The organism is Caldicoprobacter faecalis (genome assembly GCF_900115765.1).
In the GTDB taxonomy this organism is placed as follows: domain Bacteria; phylum Bacillota; class Clostridia; order Caldicoprobacterales; family Caldicoprobacteraceae; genus Caldicoprobacter; species Caldicoprobacter oshimai.
In genome coordinates this window covers 15,879-33,816 of sequence record NZ_FOXR01000027.1, presented here as the reverse complement: position 1 = coordinate 33,816, position 17,938 = coordinate 15,879, and the positions used below count along the sequence as shown (strand labels likewise).

Here is a 17,938-nt window from a genome sequence, read left to right as displayed (position 1 = left end):
ATAAAACTGCTGGAGGCTCTTTTAGGTCAAGGACGGGCGCAGCCCGGCGATAGCGAATCCTTGACCTAAAAGAAGCCGGAAGCAGTAAAATTTAAAGATTAGTGGTGATAATTTAACCTGATTCTAGCCAGAGGGAATTTTACACAAAAATTTGGACTTGATCTGCCTAAAAACTGGGCATTATAAAATAATTTAGGAATTTGTTAAAATATTATAGTGTAATTTCCTCCGTAAGACTAAAGGTGTATGTAAAATTATACGATGTTAGATTATAGATAGCAATTTTGTTAAAGAGGAGGGAATAGCATTTGTTCAACGTTTGTAAATTTATTTTTTCAAATAAAGAGTATGATTTATTGTTTAAAAATATTGAAAAGGAAAAAACACCTGATTTAGAGAACAAACTAAGCAAAATTAAGGAGTTTAAAAGTAATTTTCAAAAATATGATTATAATGATTTAAAAGCTTTTTAAAAGCTGATATCGAGAGTAAACTGGAGAATGATACGGCATCTGGATTAATAAAGATTGTAATTGCGGCTCTAATAGGAATGATACTTGATCGATTAATTAACGCTACCATTGGAGAATTTGTTATTTTTGTTTTAGCGCTGATACTTATCGGTATCAATGGTGCTAGCATGATACTAAAAAGAGCAAAATGGTTATTTATTAAGAAAATAATTGATATTTGCTTAGAAGAAAAGAAGTATTGAAAATCATAGGATTTTTGAAATTTGTTGTAAAATTTAATATAATAAACAATGTACCATGCTAGGAATTTATTGAGGATTTGTAAAAAATGTGAACGTCCATAAGCGAATAACGGGTTATATTTTGAGTATTTTGAGAACTTATTCTAAACTATATCTAAACTATATAAACTAATACTATTAAGTTGTAATGTATTTCATTGAGGTATATGCAGAGGTATCAGAATATCTAGTAAATAAAGATAAGGATTTGGATATATTAAGTATATTAAGGCTGAGAGATATTGCAGATCGAAATCTTTTGTAGAATTATAATTCTTTATCATAGGTAGGCCTTTTTTATTAAAAGCATTGAGCTTGTCTATATCGTATGTATTTGAAGGGGTCCTTAGGCACATTTTTATTTGTATGAATGAATATTGAAAATAATAAACAATTTATGGATTAGGGGGATTATAATGCATGGTTATGATGTAATCGCTTTAGGGGAGCTGTTGATCGATTTTACTCCTGCCGGCATTTCTGATAATGGGAATCCGCTTTTTGAGATGAACCCTGGAGGTGCTCCTGCGAATGTACTGGTTGCGGTTACGAGACTTGGTGGTAGCTGTGCATTTATTGGCAAGGTGGGAGATGACCATTTTGGCCATTTTCTAAAGCAGATGCTTGAGAACAACAATGTAGATACTCGAGGCTTAAAATATACAAGCCAAGCTAACACCACTCTTGCTTTTGTACATCTTGACGATAAAGGAGAGAGAAGCTTTACGTTTTTGCGCAATCCCGGAGCCGATACTCTGCTGGAGGAGCATGAAGTTGAGACCGACATAATAGACAAAGGGAAAATATTTCATTTTGGTTCACTATCCATGACACATCAGCCTGCTGAAAGAGCTACACTGAAGGCGGTCGAGTATGCAAAGCAGAACGGGAAGGTCATCTCCTACGACCCAAACTGGAGGCCCTCGTTGTGGAAGGATGTTGATATGGCAAAGCAGAAGATGATTTTAGGTTTAAGATATGCTGATATAGTAAAGTTGTCGGAGGAAGAACTGAAGCTCTTAACAGAAGAGCCGGATATCGAACGAGCCGCCCAAATTGTATTTGACATGGGTGTCAAGCTTGTTTTGGTGACGCTGGGGGATCAAGGTTGTTATTATATGCACTCGAGCGGACGGGGGCATGTTCCCGCCTATCAGGTAAAGGTGGTGGATACCACAGGAGCAGGAGATGCTTTTCTGGGAGGGATGCTTTACAATATCTCGAGAATAGATTGTCCTATAGAAAAGATGGATTGCCACCAGCTAGAAGAGATCATCCGATTTGCCAATGCCACCGCTGCTTTGTGCATAACAAAAAGAGGCGGTATACCCGCTATGCCATCCATCGATGAGGTGGAGCAATTGTTGAAATAGAGGATTTGGCTGGGATTTTATTGATCTCGTTTGTTTGGTTTTTGCGTGTTATTTATTAAAGTAGTATGAGTTTGTTTTTAGCGTTCGAATGTCTTTTAGTTTTCGCTTGTATCAGATAAACTTTTATAGATTCTTATGTTTTTATGGTGGATTTTTCTGTAAGTTTTTGTAACCTTACCTAAAAACACATGGGAGACGGAGTGGGGATCCATGCCCACTGAAGTACAAAAAAATTTTAGAAGGCAAATTAGGGAATTCCAGAAACAGCAGAAAAACAGGGAAAATGAGAAATTTTACAGCTATATCGAAAAGGATTTCATAAGCCACTATTATGAAACAAGGAAAAGAAGGAGAAGAAGGATAATATCTGGTGTAAGCATAGCGAGTCTGTTGCTATTTCTATGGAATTTCTATGCAATATCGACATGGGTAAACCATATAGCGTATTCAATAACTGGGAAGCCCCTTTTTTCAGTTGAAAGTATATTTAACCGTGGAGCGGAAAGGCATAGGGAAGTAGCAAATTATTTAAAGGTTGTTGACCCAAAGGAAGAACAGATACAAAGTTTGCTGAACGACGCCGTTACAAAATTCAATGAATTTTTAAAAAATCAGAAATTACACCATGAGTATATAAAAGAGGTTAACAAGCATATTCAACAGGTCAATAAGGATATTTTAGAATTAAAATCCATTAATCCGCCGGATGTGATGAAGGAATTCCATGAAATTTTATTGGCCGAAGCCGATTTGTGCTATGAAATTTTACAAACAAGTTTGCGTGTCGTCAATAGCACAGACGGTAACGTAAGAAACCAATATTTAAGGGATGTTAATGCGTTGGTTTCCGATTTCAACAACCTTGTAAGGACAAAAAGAGATAAACTATTGGAGGTTTTTGATGAAATAGGAATGAAATACGAAGTATCCGGTAATCGGATCAGGTATTGGTGGAGGAATTGATAGAGTTGTATGTCGTTCATACCTCATCGGTAGATAGGGCTTATTAAGACTGTTGGCTTTGTTGTATTTTTCTGGTGGAGGGATAAAATTGGTTTCCTGGGCGGAATTGGCGGCTTGGACAGCGCGCACCGCTTTTATATCTATTCTTTTTTCATCGCTTAATATTAAAATACTGGTGATGCCATTAGGAAACGGTATTATACGTGATGATTTATCACGTAATATTCTTTATATTGCATGTGCTCTTTTTTTAAATTTAATTTATTCGGGAAAACCAAAATTTCTTTTAGATAAGAATGGCCAGAATATACGGGGAAAAGAATATTATTTATCTTCAGGTGTACTTTCTACTCTGTTTTTTCTTATGCAAGGGCTAAAGGTTAAAGAAGTCGAAAGAAATCTTGTAGTATTATCAGGCTTAAAAAAAGTATCGTTGTGTCCCTATGGTAGTCGTCTACGAATTGAAAATAAAGAACCAATAAAAAAGGTTGATTATATAACAACTATAATTGTAATTTTGATTGCTTTAGTAATTTTGATCATATCACCAATGGCTTTTATTGAGTTAAACAGTTATATTTCTAAAATACTATCTAGTATGGGTCTTCCTGGCAATTTTTCAGAAAATCTAATAATGATATTTGGCATGGTTGTATTAACATTCTATCTTTCTCCTTATTCAATAATGCCTTGGAATTGGCAATATAAAGCCTCAGTAATTACAACTTTTAGAAAAAGAATCGAAAATATTCACTCTGATTTTATAATTTATGTATGCCCTATGATGCCATTTTTAGAAAGGCGATTTCCCCTCGGTCTGGCACACAAAAATGAGATATACATCAATCCTCTAATTGCTGAAAACAACGCAATTTTGCAGTATATTGTGGCGCATGAAGAAGGGCATATAAGAGATCCCTATGCTAAGATAAAGTTTTTATTATCACCTTTATTGTTTCCTTGGACAGCCTTTATTGTTATATCCAGTATTGCTTATCTATATTTTACAGATAAGCTACCTTTATGGAAAGTAGTCCTTATAGGGATTGCCGTCTTTAGTTTGATATTGTTAATATTCCGAAAAATCAAACAAATTCAAGAAGAGCGCGCCGAAGATTATGCAATTAAAAAAATAGGAATCGATAACGTGATCAGGGCTTTACGGGAGTTGGCATATGGAGATAATGCTCTGCCCGAATACTGTCAAAACAGATATAGATCTCTAATAGTAAAACATATAGAAAGATTGAAAGAGAGACACAATTAAGAATATATCAAGGTCTCTCTTTCCCATCATATTTGGCCGTTACCCTTGTGGATATGCCTCCCCTTGCCACAAATTCGCCTATGACTTCCATATACCTTGGCTTGATGAGATTTACCAAATCATCTAATATCCTGTTTACCGCATGTTCTTGTAGTATTCCCACATTACGATAGGACGTGAGATAGTACTTCAACGATTTTAATTCCACCAGCTTATTAGAAGGTATATATTTAATAGTCAATTTGGCGTTGTCTGGCAGGCCGGTCCAGGGGCATACAGATGAAAATTCCTCAGTATAATACTCCACAAGGGTATCCCTGCCGGGATATTCGTAATCCATTGCTTCTAATACCTCAGTGTCGATTCTATCATATCCATAAACATCAAATCTTTTATTGCTGTATTTATCCATCTATTTTAAAACCCCCTTTTTTAAAGATTGTCAAAATAATGAAATAACCTATTGCCATTAAAATGGTTTCGGCGATTAAAACGCTGACAAATGTCTGGAAAAATGGAAAGTTTGCGGCTACTTTCAAAGTGAGAGCTACACTGGCGGATATCCATATTCCAATGAATATTGAGCCCACGAATTTGTTTGTGTATCTACCGACATAATAACCCAATAGACACCCTATGAGGTTGCTTACGGGCATAAAGATAAGTTCCATTGGACCGGCAAAAGGGCTGAAGAGATTTGAAAGAAAGTTTCCAATCATCATGGATACCGCAAACTTTTTGCGAAAGGTTGAAATGGGTTTTACAAGTTCGCCCATTCTAAATTGTGTGGGGAGATAAGAGATTGAAGAGAAGGCTACTGTGATAACGGCATAAAGGCAGGCAACAAAGGAAACCTCTGCGATATCTTTTGCTTTTTTGAACATATAAAAAACCTCCTTGTTTTGTTAACCGGGGTAGCTGCGACCCGGGCAAGCTTTTGTCCGCTTGCTTTTATATATATTATAATATTTTTTCGTTGTGATGGGAAGCCTTTTATTTCAAGTATGCACTTGAGGAAAGATTACAAAATAGTAGTCTTCGAAAAAAAACTATGTTATAATGGATTAATAAAAATATATTGAAAAGGTGGAGTTGTATGCTTTTAAAGGAACTTCTGGCTAGTACACCCGTTTATGAACTGGTAGGTTTTCGGAAAATTGATATAACGGGTATTACTGTTGATCCTGAAGAAGTAAAAAAAGGCTATTTGTTCATCTATGATCCCGAGATGACCCAGCTTCCCTATGAAAAGGCAGTAAGGCGTGCTGTCGAAAAAGGAGCTATAGCTATATGTATCGGTCAGGATCAGGAGATAATTCCTTTAAACGCAACTTTTATCAAAACTTATCATATTAATCGGTTTATATCGGCTGTAGCTAGAAATTTTTATCATAATCCTTCTCAAATCCTAGAGCTTGTGGGCATAACTGGTTCCCATGGCAAAAGCACTGTCGGCTGGATGATCAAGTCGGTGCTGGATGCATCAAAACAGGATGGGGTGATCATCGGCAACACCTATTGTCAGATGGGAGGTGAACCCTGTAGGCTCTTTAAGAATGCCATCTTCCCTCTGACATTGAATCCTTTATTGCATGAAGCCATTGAAAAGGGCATACGCATTGGCGTGGTAGAGTGCTCATATACCGCTATTGTTAAGGACTTGTTGAGGCATATATGGTTTGACAGCATAATCTATACCGACCTTTACACATATTTTCAGAATCACAGGGCTGACAGCCATTATCTGGAAATAAGGAAAACTTTGATAGACCACCTGAAGGGCGTAAACTCGCCCATAATTCTGAATGTGGATGATTATTATGCCAATCAGCTTAAAGGGCGTACAGTAGTGGGGTACGGCATTTGCCATAAAGGCTATGTCTATGCGCAGAATATACATTTGACGCCGCATGGCAGCCGTTTTGCCGTAAAGACTCCTGAAGGCAGCTGGGATATGGTGCTCAATGTGCCCGGAATACACAACGTGTATAATGCCTTGGCAACCATTGCCTGGTGCTTAAAGAAAGGCATAGATATGGAACTTGTCCGCCGAGGGCTTGAGAATTTCGAGAGCGGAGTGCCTGTTGAGACAGAAAATGACGATTATAAGAATGTAGATATCTATGTAAGGGATATCGCAGATGTGAATGAGCTTAATGCTTTGTATTCGGAGTTGAAGGCCGAAACGAAAGGCAAAATGGTGACGCTTCTTCCTGTGGGCGGGCGCATTGACGTATCGAAATACAGGGAGATAGGACAAGTAGTCAATCGCCATAGTCATCACTGTATACTGGTGACCGATTATGTTTCCCATAGCTCCATGGACACGGCTCTTAACATAGCGCAGCAGATGGGAAATACAGCTATAAGTCATGAGATGGATTGCTACAAGGCCGCTCAAAGGGCTGTGGAGGCAGCTGGGGAAAACGGCTGTGTACTGGTGTTGTCTCCACCCGATTTTAACGAGAGGTTCAGCACCGTAATTTCTTAAGGCTTGACGCAATTAGTAAGGAGGATAGATATGGAAATCAAGGATTTTCTGGCCAAGCTGGTGGCAGTGCCGGGGATATCGGGCAACGAAGAAGCGGTTGCACAGCTCATATCCCAGGCGTTTGAGCCATACTGCCAGGAGGTCAGGATAGATCGCTTTTATAATGTGTACGGCCGTAAGACCGACGTCATAAAAGGGGATATGCCCAAGGTCATGATTGCTGCCCATATGGACGAGATAGGGCTTATGGTGACCGATATTGACAAAAGGGGTTTTATAAAGTTCACCACCGTGGGCGGGGTGGACCCGCGCATACTGCTAGCTCAGGAAGTAGAGGTCCATGGAAGGCAAAAGCTGTTTGGCGTCATTGGAGCCAAGCCCCCTCATATCCAGCAAAGGGAAGACGCCAAGAAAGCCATCAAGATAAAGGATATGGCCATAGATGTAGGGTTGCCTTATGAGAAGGTGAAGGAACTTATCAACATAGGCGATGCCATCACCTTTGTAAGCCCGCTAACTGATTTGAGGGGACAGATGGTCAGCGGAAAGTCACTGGATGACAGAGCGGGAGTGGCAGTGCTCTTTCAGACCATGAAGGAGCTGGATGCCCTGCGCTTTGCTGCCGATGTGTTCTTTGTAGCCACCGTCCAAGAAGAGGTGGGCGTGCGGGGAGCTACCATAAGCGCATATAAGGTTGAGCCCGATATAGGGATTGCGGTAGATGTCACTCACGGCGATATGCCGGATGCGCCCAGGGACGAGACCTTTTCCATGAATAAGGGGCCGGTCATTGCGGTAGGGCCCAACATGCACCCCAAGCTGACGCAAAAGCTGATGGACGTAGCTAAGGAATACGGGATGGATTACATGGTAGAGGTGGAACCACGGCCCACTGGTACCGATGCTCGGGCCATTCAGATATCCCGTCGGGGGGTTCCGACCGTTCTCATCGAGATACCTTTGAGGTATATGCACACGACTGTGGAGACGTTGAATTTGAACAACATCAAGCAGGCGGCAAGGTTGCTGGCGCGTTTTATCGCTTCGCTGAAGGAGGATTGGAAAGAATGGCTGAGTTACTGAAAATGCTAACCGAGGTCGGGGGCGTATCTGGGGATGAAGGCCGGGTTCGCCAGCTTATAAGGCAGGAGATATCCTCTTTTGTCGATGACATATACACCGACAGGATGGGCAATCTTATAGCCTATAAGAAGGGCACAAACAGCGACAAAAAGGTCATGCTGTGCGCTCACATGGATGAAGTGGGGTTTATAATAACCGGAATAGGCGAGGATGGCATGTTGAGGTTCAAGATGGTAGGGGGAATAGATCCGCGCGTGCTGGTGTCCAAAAGGGTGCTGGTGGGCGAAAAAGCATGTCCGGGAGTGCTGGGTATCAAGGCCATTCACCTTCAAGAGCCCGAGGAACGTGAGCACGCCGTTAAAGTGAAGCAGATGTACATAGACATAGGCGCTACCTCGAAGGAGGACGCCTCTCAGGTAGTAAAGCCGGGAGATTATGCGGTGTTTGACAGCCGCTATGTGGAGTTTGGCGACAACAAGGTTAAGGCCAAGGCGCTGGACGATAGAGCGGGCTGTGCAGTGCTCATCGAGCTTATAAAGCAAAAGCAAAGGTATGATTTTGACTTATATGCCTGCTTCAGCGTTCAGGAAGAGGTGGGCTTAAGGGGAGCCGAGGTTTTGGGATACAGCATAAACCCCGATATAGCCATAGTGGTTGAGGCTACCACCTGCTCCGATGTTCCCGGTGTAGAGGAACACCTCTATACTACTTTAATGGGGAAAGGTCCTGCCATCACCATCATGGACAGTTCCTCTTATGCAAACAAGGAATTGGTGGAGATGCTCATAAATACTGCCCAAAAGGAAGGGATACCTTTTCAGCTTAAAAAGGGGGCATCGGGCGGCAATGATGCCGGCAGGATCCATTTGGCCAGGGAAGGCGTAAGGACGGCAACGGTATCCATACCATGTCGCTACATACACAGCCCATCTTCGGTTATGGATTTAACTGATTACAAGAATACAATACGCTTGATATCAGCCTTTCTGAAAGGATGTGAGCTGTAATGAAGGAGCTTCTGAAAAAACTGACAGAGGCATACGGCCCTTCAGGCAATGAGGAGATTATTAGGGACGTTATCCGTCAGGAGATCGAAGGCTTTGTGGACGAGATAAGGGTAGATACGCTGGGTAACCTGATAGCGGTCAGAAAGGGCAGCGGCAAAAAGGTCATGCTGGCCGCTCACATGGATCAGATAGGGTTTATGGTAACCCATATCGATGATAAAGGATTTTTGAGGTTTACAAGGGTTGGCGGAGTCTCGGTCAGGGACAGCATACACCGCAGGGTGATCTTCAAAAATGGGGTCACCGGCGTGATAAGCTATGAAGAGGAGATTGACGATATAAGGGACATCAAGTTTGAGAGGATGTACATCGATATCGGGGCTTCCAGCCGTGAACAGGCGGAAAGCATGGTATCCATAGGGGATGTGGCGGTCTATCACTCGGCCTTTTCGGAAAATGGCGGCAGATATATCGGAAAGGCCATGGACGACAGGGCGGGATGTGCGCTGCTCATAGAGACCGCAAAGCGGCTTCAGGCTTCGCCCCATGAGATATACTTCGTGTTTACCGTGCAGGAGGAGCTGGGGGTCAGGGGAGCAAAGACCTCCGCATATGCGTTGAACCCCGATATCGGGATTGCGGTGGATGTCACGCTGACGGGGGATACGCCAAAATCCAGGCCCATGGCTGTAAAGCTGGGGGGCGGGCCTGCTATTAAAGTAAAGGATGCTTTGGTGCTGGCACATCCCAGGGTCAGAAGTTTGATGGTGAGCAGGGCACAGGAAGCCGGAATACCTTATCAGATGGAGATACTGGATGCCGGCGGTACCGATGCCGGGGCCATTCACCTTACCAGAGAAGGTATTCCTTCGGGAGTTCTTTCCATACCGTGCCGGCATGTCCATAGTGACAGCGAGATGGTGGATGCATCTGATATGGAAAACGGTGTAAAGCTTATGCTGCATATATTGGAGGGTGAAATAGAAGTTTAAGTTATGATTGTACTTCATGTAGCTTGGACGGGCAGGAGTTTCTTTATATGGGCTGAGCAGGAGCTTGGTTCCTGTACTCAAAGGAAGAGGGGGAGGCCGCCTAAAAATCCCGGGGGGATACCTCACCCCTTCCAAGCTCCTGTAAGCAAAATCGTTTCATTGCTTTCTCTTTTATACCCAGGTGTCGATTGGGGCAAAGTAGCCAAAGAGGACAAGCTGTGGATCTTGTTGCCTACCGGAAAGCGTATGCCGCTGCCTTCACCGGGGTTATCTGCGGAATCCGAAAATGGGGAATACAAGTTGGCCGGTTGGGAAATAACCGGCTTGTCTGTTCCTATACCCACTTTCATCGAAGGTATAGTGGCATGTAACCACGATGAACAGTACGGCGATGAAGGTGATAGCGGCGATGGCCATTTAATTTTTGGCGATGACTGGAATTTTTGGGTGCTGTGTGGACGGTTTGTGCTGCGCATGCTGTGCCGCCAGAAATTCATTCCCTCCTTGGCCCCAGGGGAAGAGGGAGGGGTGGTGGCTGTATGGCAGCCGGTTTTTGAGGACCCAGAGGACCGCGGGATTTTAAAACGGCTTATAAGCGCTATGCCGCCGGTATGCTGTGGCATGATTAAGCAACCGAAGCAACATGCTGAACTGGCAATGCCATACGACGTTATCATGGACTATTTGCGTGTAGCCACCGATGAGCTCATCCGTACCTGGTTGGGCGATGTCAGCCAACCTGATCAAAATGCTCCTGTTGAGAGAAAGTGGCTGTATGCTTTGAGAGGTAGGGAACGGCGCATTATTGCACCTAAAAGGCAAATCGAAGGATTGGTGAAAGGGCTCAAAGAGTGGACTGCGGTCTTGAGGGAAAACAGGGGAAGTTTCCGTACCTGCCTGCGCCTTGAAGAGCCCCGGGATGGGAGCGAAAACTGGTATCTGTCATTTCATCTTCAGGCCACCGATGACCCAAGTTTGCTGGTATCGGCGCGAGATGTATGGCAGATGAACGGAAAGGTTGTCACTTTGCTCAATAGGCAGTTTGAGCACCCGCAGGAGAGGTTGCTTGAAGACCTGGGGAAGATACTTAAGATATATCCACCCCTTGAGAGGGGACTTATGGAGCCCCGACCCGAGGGGATGTTCCTTACGACCGATGAAGCGTATTTTTTCTTGAAGGAGATATCGGTACTGCTTCAGGACAGCGGATTTGGAGTGCTTGTCCCTTCCTGGTGGCGGGAGAGGAAGAAAAGAACGCCGGGGGTAAGGTTAAAGCTTCGTCCTGCTCAGGATTACTCAGACGTTGATTCGGTTGGACAGTTTGGTCTGGATTCCATTGTAGAGTTTGATTGGAAATTGTCCATTGGTGAAGAGACCATTGATTATGAGGAATTTAAACAGCTGGCTGCACTGAAGAAACCACTGGTGCGCATTCGTGGGCAATGGGTGGAACTCAATCCGAGGGATATGGAAGCCGTGATAAGGTGGCTGGAGAGGCAGAAAGGTGTAAAGGAGGTATCGCTTAAAGAAGCCCTTGGGATGGTGATGTATGTTGAGGACGATGGTCCGGACATCACCGGTATAGATTCTGAGGGGTGGCTGCATACCTTTCTGCAGGGATTGGCGGGCAGTGAATCGTATACCATCCTCGATACCCCACCGGGTTTCTGTGGGAAATTGAGACCGTATCAGATTCGTGGGTTTTCCTGGCTGGCTTTTTTAAGAAAGCGAGGCTTTGGTGCCTGCCTGGCTGACGATATGGGGCTGGGCAAGACGGTTCAGGTGATTGCGCTGCTGCTTTATGAGAGGGAATGCCTAGGGGTGAGAGGGCCTACGCTGCTCATATGTCCCACTTCGGTGGTGGGCAACTGGATGCGTGAAGTAGCACGCTTTGCTCCCGGCTTGAAGACGTTTATTCACCACGGCACCGATAGGGCCACGGGTAAGGAGTTCGTCGAAAAGGCATCCCGTCACGACCTGGTTATAAGCACTTATAATCTGGTACACAGGGATTTGGATATCCTGGCCATGGTCAATTGGAAGGGTATAGTGCTGGATGAGGCACAAAACATAAAGAACCCTTCCACCAAGCAGGCTCAGAGCGTACGTAAACTGAAGAGCGAATACAGGATTGCTCTTACGGGAACTCCTATAGAAAACCGACTAATGGAGCTTTGGTCTATTATGGAGTTCTTAAATCCCGGGTATCTAGGTAGCCGTGAGAGTTTTCGCAGGAAGTTTGTCATTCCAATTGAAAAGCATGGGGACGAAAGGCGTGCCTGGCAGCTCAAGCAGCTGATCAAGCCTTTTATATTGAGGCGTGTAAAAACCGATCCCGCCATCATTCAGGACCTGCCGCTCAAACAGGAAAACAAGGTTTACTGTACCCTGACCAAAGAGCAGGCCACTTTGTATCAAGCGGTAGTGGAGGAAACCATGGAGCGTATAGCCGCGTCGACGGGTATCGAGCGCAGGGGATTGATTCTGTCGTTGCTCACTAAGCTCAAGCAGATTTGCGATCACCCCGCTCTGTTTTTAGGTGACGGCAGCTTACTTGACAACAGGTCGGGCAAGCTTATGCGCTTGGTTGAGATGCTTGACGAGATATTGAGCGAAGGGGATAAAGCGCTTATATTTACCCAGTATGCCAAAATGGGGAAGATGCTCCAGACGTATCTGCAAAGGGCATTTCGACGGGAGGTGTTGTTTCTCCACGGAGGTGTCCGAAAGGATGAACGGGACCATATGATAGAGCGGTTTCAAACCAAAGAAGGCCCCGATATATTCGTGCTATCCTTGAAAGCAGGAGGGGTGGGGTTGAACCTTACGCAGGCAAACCATGTTTTCCATTTTGACAGGTGGTGGAATCCCGCTGTGGAGAACCAGGCCACTGATCGCGCTTTTAGAATCGGACAGCACAAAAACGTACAGGTGCACAAATACATCTGTATAGGTACGCTGGAGGAAAAAATCGACATGCTCATTGAAAGGAAAAAGGATTTGGCCGATAAAGTGGTGGGTACTGGAGAGGCATGGCTTACTGAACTCAGCGATGATGAGCTGAGAAATTTGTTTGCTCTTGAAAGCGAGGCTGTACGGAATGAATAGGAGGGGCAGATGATGGCGTCAAGGGGGAAAAAGGGCTTTGGCTCCAGCTGGTGGGCTAAGCAATGGCTGGAGGCTTTGGAGTCCTTTGGCTGGGATAGTCGTTTGACGCGCGGTAGAGCCTATGCAAGGAACGGAAATGTGCTTGATGTAGAGATATCTCCTGGAAGGGTAAAAGCCCATGTACAGGGCAGTAGGAAAACTCCCTATAAAGTGGAGATTTCCATGAAAACCCTGTCGCAGTATGAATGGGACCAGGTATTGGATGCTCTGGCCAGTAAAGCGATATTTTCGGCAAAACTTCTGGCGGGCGAGATGCCTGTCAATATCGAGGAGGCCTTTTCTTCGCTGGAAGTTTCCCTGTTCCCCAGGTATGCCATGGACCTGTCTGCCCACTGTACCTGTCCCGACGGGGCCAACCCCTGCAAGCACATAGCAGCAGTTTATTATATCCTCGCCCAGGAGTTTGACCGGGATCCTTTTTTGCTGTTCAAGTTAAGGGGAATGAACAGGGAACAGATTATGGAAGCCATTCGCAACAGGAGGACAAGTGCCGCTGAACCGATGACGGCAAAAAAGGAGGGAGGTTTGCCTCAAGAGATTGAAAGAGAGGGTAGCTCACAGCACGATGCCGTATCGCTTATCAATTACTGGACTGGTAAGATGAAAAGCATGGATATAAAAATAGCCGTTGAACCTCCGCTGGTGGAACAATCCATTCTAAAAAGGCTGGGTGAACCCCCATTTTTTGCAGGAAAAATGGATATGATCAGGCAGTTGGAGCAGGATTACAAGAAGGTGCTTTTAAAGGCTATCACGGTGGGATATAAGGATTAATGATGCGCTAATTTGTTAAATGTACTTTGTCTTGATAAATTGATTTGCGGTATTTATAATACAAGTAACCGATTACCTCTGCAATTTGAATGGTAAATTTATTTAAGCGGAAAGGGGCAATGGAGATTGGCTACCATATACGATATAGCCAAAAAAGCAGGTGTCTCTGTAGCTACTGTGTCTCGCGTTTTAAACGGCGTGGACCACCCGGTAAGGGAGGAGACGCGCAAGAGAATAATCGATGCTGCCAGGGAGCTGGGTTACAGGCCCAACAAGATTGCCAAGAGCCTTGCGCATCGCCGTACCTTTACCGTGGCCCTGCTTATTCCCAGCATTACCAATAACTTTTATACCGAGATTGCAGAGGTAATAGAACAGAAGCTGGGCGAAAAGGGATACAGCACTTATTTATGCAATACCCAGCGCATGATCGAAAAGGAGACGCAATACGTGGACGACCTTATAGCCCGCAGGGTGGATGGAGTCATATTCAGCCCAACGCGAGTGAAGCCCGAGGACAACTTGATAAACGCAAAAAATTTGGAAGAGCTCAGAAAGAATGGGATAGCGGTTGTAGCCTTTGGTAGCCATTTTAGCAATGTGAGTCAGGTGTACATCAATACCTATGAAGGTGCTTTGCAAGCCACTCGCTACCTTTTGGAGTTGGGGCACAAGCGGATAGGCTTTATAGATGGTCTGGAGGCTGGAACCAGGAAGAGCCGGCGCAGGGGCTATATGGATGCACTCAGGATGGCGGGCATTGAGATAGATGCTAATCTCATTGTGTCGGGGAATCTTGAGATGGACGGGGGGTATGAATGTGTCAGGAAGCTGATGCGGATTGAGAAACCTCCCACTGCCATAATAGCCGTGAACAACCTCATGGCCATAGGGGCTTTGAAAGGTGCTAAAGACATGGGTATCGATGTACCGGGGGAGTTGTCCATCATCGGATTTGATGACAGCAAGCTTTCAGAGGTTGTGGAACCGCCCTTAACAGTAGTAAAACAGCCTTTGAAGGAGATCGGCGATGTGGCCGTTGAGCTGCTTATGGAGCAAATAGAAGGCGAAAACGCGTCCAGGATGGTCGAACTAAAGACGCAGCTGATAATTAGAGCCTCATGCAGCGGAAAGAAATAGAGCACATCATTCGATAAATGCCCGTTTTAAACGGGCATCATTTATTTTTGTTCTCCATTACAAAAGCCATGTATTTTATTATGCATTTTTGTGTAATGCGACTATAATATGGTATGCACGTATTATACGGAGAATGGTGCAAAAAACATTTAATATTTACGTAATATTTTTTTAACAATTTGTCTTACGGAGATTTACTTATTTGACAGTATATGCAAGCGCACCCTATAATAGTAACCGACATAAAATTCAGGTTATGGGGGTGCAGAGTAAGTGCGGCATATTTTATCCCGGACCGGCATTTATAGGCTGGCCATTGTGGCAATCATCTTGGTGTTTTTATTGTTACCCGCTGGACGAGTATGGGCTGCATACCCTGTACTATCGCTGGGAAGCAGGGGTGAGGCGGTTGCACGGCTGCAGCAAGAGCTCAAGAACCAGGGATATTATACTTTTTGGCGAGTTACGGGGTATTATGGCCCTATTACAAGAGAGGCGGTCATGAAATTTCAAAGGGCAAACGGGCTTGTGGTGGATGGGATTGCAGGCCCTGTTACCCAGTCGGTCCTTTATGGAAGCGGTTATCGTACTTTAAAGTTTGGCATGAGAGGTCCGGATGTTTCACGGCTTCAGAGCGCACTCAAACAGCAGGGGTATTTCTATGCCAATGTCACGGGGTATTACGGCAAGATCACCGAAAATGCCGTGATAGCCTTTCAAAAGGCCAAGGGATTGAGAATCGACGGCATAGCGGGGCCTCAGACTCAGAGCGTGCTGTATGCAGGCCAGATGGCATCGCAGCAGTATGCCAGTCGTGGTGATGCTTCATCCCGGAAAGTGGCAGATGACCTATTCTGGTTGGCTAGAATTATACACGCTGAAGCTGCCGGTGAGCCATATATAGGCAAGGTAGCCGTTGGCAGCGTCATAATGAATCGCGTAAGTTCTTCCGGCTTTCCCAACACGATATATGGCGTTATATTTGAACATTATAAGGGCATACCGCAGTTTAGCCCTGTACAGGATGGTACCATATACAACACGCCCAGCAGCGAGAGCTACCGTGCTGCTCAGGAGGCCTATTCCGGTTCAAAACCCGTGGGAAATGCTTTGTACTTTTTCAATCCCGCTAAGGCAAGCGGTAGCTGGATTGTGAGAAATCGGACCTATATTACTACCATAGGAAACCATGCTTTTTACAGGTAATTTTAGATTCGAGGTGGTTTTAAATCATGGAGACAATTTGTTTATAATAACCAATTCTATTTCAACTATTGACAGCGCTCAAACTCCTAACGTTAATACAACTGCAAAATTTGGATGGACATTTGACATATTCTACTATTCAGAAGGAAGACAGGATTATTATACAGATTTTGGTCCTACTTTAAATTATATTTCTAATATGAAGTAGATTTTAAACAGTAAATTGCTATATAATAATGAATAGTATAAAAAAACATCCGGTGATAGTAGGATTTTTAAAGTTAATATGATATTCTGCCCCTTATAGTCCTTATTCGATAGGGGTGTCCACTAGTATGAAAGTGTCAAAGAAAGACATTATTGTTTTTATTTTATTGGCGATTATTATCATCACAGCTGTTATGGCAGGTCATTATAAAGTTCAAAAGGATAAAATGGAAGATTTTGTCAACCAAAGCTTCTATATGAAATTTATTAATTATTTTTTAAGGTATAATGAGGATTTATATGATCAATTTAAGCCCGTTTTTGAAAAAAGCATATAACAATCGAAGGATTAGTTTTTATAAATCAATCAGCGAAAGAGATTGTTGACTTTGTTGGAGAATTAAGAGATTACTATAACGCGTTTTATGGAAACAGTAATAATATGCTAGAAGTACCGGATCAATATATACAGCTTATGCATTCAGTAATTTATGTGGAAACATATAAACTGATAAATCATGGCAAATATGAAATAGAAGTACCTGATAATTTAATTGAATATTTCAATCGCATTCAATTAGAAGAAAAATTGAGTTCACTACAAAAGGTTATTCAAGAATTTCGGAACGAACATGGAGAATACTTGGAGGATCCATTAATGAATCCTGTGGGGAAAAGTTTTATAAAAGATGCTTACTGGCAAAAACTATTTGATAAATTAGAAGATCGGGTGATGTGGCCGTCGAAATACAATAATCCATAAAGAGTATGTACGGCTTTATCATTTTGATTATTGACAACCGTTTAGAGGTTTGATACTATAAGCTTATATAAAAAGGCGTGCCGTAGAACGGCTTTCAAGAATGGCCTATCTGGCGCGATGAGACGAGACGAGAGGAGAAGAGAAAGGGGAGAGGAGATATGAAAAATTTAAGGGATTTTGTTTTAGCGGGATTATTGCTTGCAATTGGGGTGGTGTTGCATTATATCACACCTTCGACAGGCACACCCGTGAAGCCGGATTTTCTGCTGGCGATGCTGTTTTTATGCCTGCTGTGTTTTGAGGACGTCAAAGTGGGATTTGTAGCCGGGCTGGCAGCCGGTGTGCTGTCGGGCCTTACCACCAGCGTGCCGGGGGGATTTTTACCCAACCTCATTGATAAGATAATTACAACAGCTGTATTGATAGCACTTATATATGCTTTAAAGAGATTGATCAACATGTATATCCTCTCTATTGTGGTGCCGATTGTTGGGACTATAATAAGCGGGCTGGTGTTTCTGGGTGCAGCAATTGCGTTGGAAGTTCTTCCGGCAGAGATGTTTGTAGGCGCTTTTGTAACCGCTGTGCTTCCCGCTACAGTGGGTAACGTGGTGCTGGTGGCATTGCTGTTTGGTGCTTTAAAGCAGACCGGCAGGCTTTATCAGAGGACTACCCGAAAGGTTTCGTCTTGAGAAACCTTGAGGATGGCATTGTGCCAGCAGGCAAAAAGTCAAGCTAAGCGATTGAAGG

17 protein-coding genes are annotated in these 17,938 nt (G+C 43.8%); 15 read left to right on the top strand and 2 right to left on the bottom strand.

Annotated elements, in window-relative coordinates; all coding sequences use genetic code 11:
• Positions 1-308: 308 nt before the first annotated feature.
• The 4 genes from BM241_RS12495 to BM241_RS09445 all read left to right on the top strand — a co-directional run bounded on the left by BM241_RS12495 (position 309) and on the right by BM241_RS09445 (position 4,357).
• Complete coding sequence (locus BM241_RS12495) at positions 309-473, top strand: hypothetical protein (RefSeq protein WP_156925082.1); 165 nt, start codon at positions 309-311, stop codon at positions 471-473.
• Between the two features lie 697 nt (positions 474-1,170).
• On the top strand, positions 1,171-2,127 hold the full coding sequence (locus tag BM241_RS09455; RefSeq protein WP_092282619.1) for a PfkB family carbohydrate kinase: 957 nt from the start codon (positions 1,171-1,173) through the stop codon (positions 2,125-2,127).
• Between the two features lie 210 nt (positions 2,128-2,337).
• A complete protein-coding gene (locus tag BM241_RS09450; RefSeq protein WP_025747657.1) occupies positions 2,338-3,090 on the top strand; it encodes a hypothetical protein in 753 nt (250 codons plus the stop codon).
• An 88-nt stretch (positions 3,091-3,178) separates the two neighbouring features.
• A complete protein-coding gene (locus BM241_RS09445; RefSeq protein WP_092282618.1) occupies positions 3,179-4,357 on the top strand; it encodes a hypothetical protein in 1,179 nt (392 codons plus the stop codon).
• A gap of 7 nt (positions 4,358-4,364) precedes the next feature.
• Here BM241_RS09445 and queF read toward each other — a convergent pair whose 3' ends face one another.
• On the bottom strand, positions 4,365-4,769 hold the full coding sequence (gene queF / locus BM241_RS09440; protein WP_025747655.1) for a preQ(1) synthase: 405 nt from the start codon (positions 4,767-4,769) through the stop codon (positions 4,365-4,367).
• A complete protein-coding gene (locus tag BM241_RS09435; RefSeq protein ID WP_025747654.1) occupies positions 4,762-5,241 on the bottom strand; it encodes a QueT transporter family protein in 480 nt (159 codons plus the stop codon). The genes queF and BM241_RS09435 overlap by 8 nt, the downstream gene beginning before the upstream one ends.
• A 212-nt stretch (positions 5,242-5,453) precedes the next feature.
• On the opposite strand from BM241_RS09435, the gene BM241_RS09430 reads away from it, so the two are divergent.
• The 11 genes from BM241_RS09430 (at position 5,454) to BM241_RS09380 (ending at position 17,880) form a co-directional block, all read left to right on the top strand.
• On the top strand, positions 5,454-6,848 hold the full coding sequence (locus BM241_RS09430) for a Mur ligase family protein (protein WP_092282617.1): 1,395 nt from the start codon (positions 5,454-5,456) through the stop codon (positions 6,846-6,848).
• 30 nt (positions 6,849-6,878) lie between these two features.
• Complete coding sequence (locus BM241_RS09425; protein ID WP_092282616.1) at positions 6,879-7,931, top strand: M42 family metallopeptidase; 1,053 nt, start codon at positions 6,879-6,881, stop codon at positions 7,929-7,931.
• A complete protein-coding gene (locus BM241_RS09420) occupies positions 7,916-8,938 on the top strand; it encodes a M42 family metallopeptidase (RefSeq protein ID WP_025747651.1) in 1,023 nt (340 codons plus the stop codon). The genes BM241_RS09425 and BM241_RS09420 overlap by 16 nt, the downstream gene beginning before the upstream one ends.
• Positions 8,938-9,930, top strand: a complete 993-nt coding sequence (locus BM241_RS09415; RefSeq protein ID WP_025747650.1) for a M42 family metallopeptidase — start codon at positions 8,938-8,940, stop codon at positions 9,928-9,930. Before BM241_RS09420 ends, BM241_RS09415 begins: the two co-directional genes overlap by 1 nt.
• Positions 9,931-9,933: 3 nt before the next feature.
• A complete protein-coding gene (locus BM241_RS09410) occupies positions 9,934-13,038 on the top strand; it encodes a DEAD/DEAH box helicase (RefSeq protein WP_025747649.1) in 3,105 nt (1,034 codons plus the stop codon).
• 9 nt (positions 13,039-13,047) lie between these two features.
• A complete protein-coding gene (locus BM241_RS09405) occupies positions 13,048-13,872 on the top strand; it encodes an SWIM zinc finger family protein (protein WP_092282615.1) in 825 nt (274 codons plus the stop codon).
• A gap of 126 nt (positions 13,873-13,998) precedes the next feature.
• A complete protein-coding gene (locus tag BM241_RS09400; protein ID WP_092282614.1) occupies positions 13,999-15,012 on the top strand; it encodes a LacI family DNA-binding transcriptional regulator in 1,014 nt (337 codons plus the stop codon).
• 273 nt (positions 15,013-15,285) lie between these two features.
• Entirely contained in the window at positions 15,286-16,218 is a 933-nt protein-coding gene (locus BM241_RS09395) for a peptidoglycan-binding protein (protein ID WP_207648994.1), read from the top strand.
• Between the two features lie 335 nt (positions 16,219-16,553).
• Positions 16,554-16,763 (top strand): hypothetical protein, encoded by a 210-nt coding sequence (locus BM241_RS09390; protein WP_025747645.1) that lies wholly within the window; start codon positions 16,554-16,556, stop codon positions 16,761-16,763.
• 104 nt (positions 16,764-16,867) lie between these two features.
• Complete coding sequence (locus BM241_RS09385; RefSeq protein WP_092282613.1) at positions 16,868-17,188, top strand: hypothetical protein; 321 nt, start codon at positions 16,868-16,870, stop codon at positions 17,186-17,188.
• Between the two features lie 158 nt (positions 17,189-17,346).
• Positions 17,347-17,880 carry a tryptophan transporter gene (locus tag BM241_RS09380; RefSeq protein WP_025747643.1) on the top strand — a complete coding sequence of 178 codons (534 nt, stop codon included), beginning with the start codon at positions 17,347-17,349 and terminating at the stop codon, positions 17,878-17,880.
• Positions 17,881-17,938: the final 58 nt, after the last annotated feature.

What these genes read in the sequence shown, in the direction of transcription:
- BM241_RS09455 (WP_092282619.1), top strand. Translation starts at nt 1,171, where the DNA reads ATGCATGGTTATGATGTAATCGCTTTAGGGGAGCTGTTGATCGATTTT.
- BM241_RS09450 (WP_025747657.1), top strand. Translation starts at nt 2,338, where the DNA reads ATGCCCACTGAAGTACAAAAAAATTTTAGAAGGCAAATTAGGGAATTC.
- queF (WP_025747655.1), bottom strand. Translation starts at nt 4,769, where the DNA reads ATGGATAAATACAGCAATAAAAGATTTGATGTTTATGGATATGATAGA.
- BM241_RS09435 (WP_025747654.1), bottom strand. Translation starts at nt 5,241, where the DNA reads ATGTTCAAAAAAGCAAAAGATATCGCAGAGGTTTCCTTTGTTGCCTGC.
- BM241_RS09430 (WP_092282617.1), top strand. Translation starts at nt 5,454, where the DNA reads ATGCTTTTAAAGGAACTTCTGGCTAGTACACCCGTTTATGAACTGGTA.
- BM241_RS09425 (WP_092282616.1), top strand. Translation starts at nt 6,879, where the DNA reads ATGGAAATCAAGGATTTTCTGGCCAAGCTGGTGGCAGTGCCGGGGATA.
- BM241_RS09420 (WP_025747651.1), top strand. Translation starts at nt 7,916, where the DNA reads ATGGCTGAGTTACTGAAAATGCTAACCGAGGTCGGGGGCGTATCTGGG.
- BM241_RS09415 (WP_025747650.1), top strand. Translation starts at nt 8,938, where the DNA reads ATGAAGGAGCTTCTGAAAAAACTGACAGAGGCATACGGCCCTTCAGGC.
- BM241_RS09410 (WP_025747649.1), top strand. Translation starts at nt 9,934, where the DNA reads ATGATTGTACTTCATGTAGCTTGGACGGGCAGGAGTTTCTTTATATGG.
- BM241_RS09405 (WP_092282615.1), top strand. Translation starts at nt 13,048, where the DNA reads ATGATGGCGTCAAGGGGGAAAAAGGGCTTTGGCTCCAGCTGGTGGGCT.
- BM241_RS09390 (WP_025747645.1), top strand. Translation starts at nt 16,554, where the DNA reads ATGAAAGTGTCAAAGAAAGACATTATTGTTTTTATTTTATTGGCGATT.
- BM241_RS09385 (WP_092282613.1), top strand. Translation starts at nt 16,868, where the DNA reads ATGCTAGAAGTACCGGATCAATATATACAGCTTATGCATTCAGTAATT.
- BM241_RS09380 (WP_025747643.1), top strand. Translation starts at nt 17,347, where the DNA reads ATGAAAAATTTAAGGGATTTTGTTTTAGCGGGATTATTGCTTGCAATT.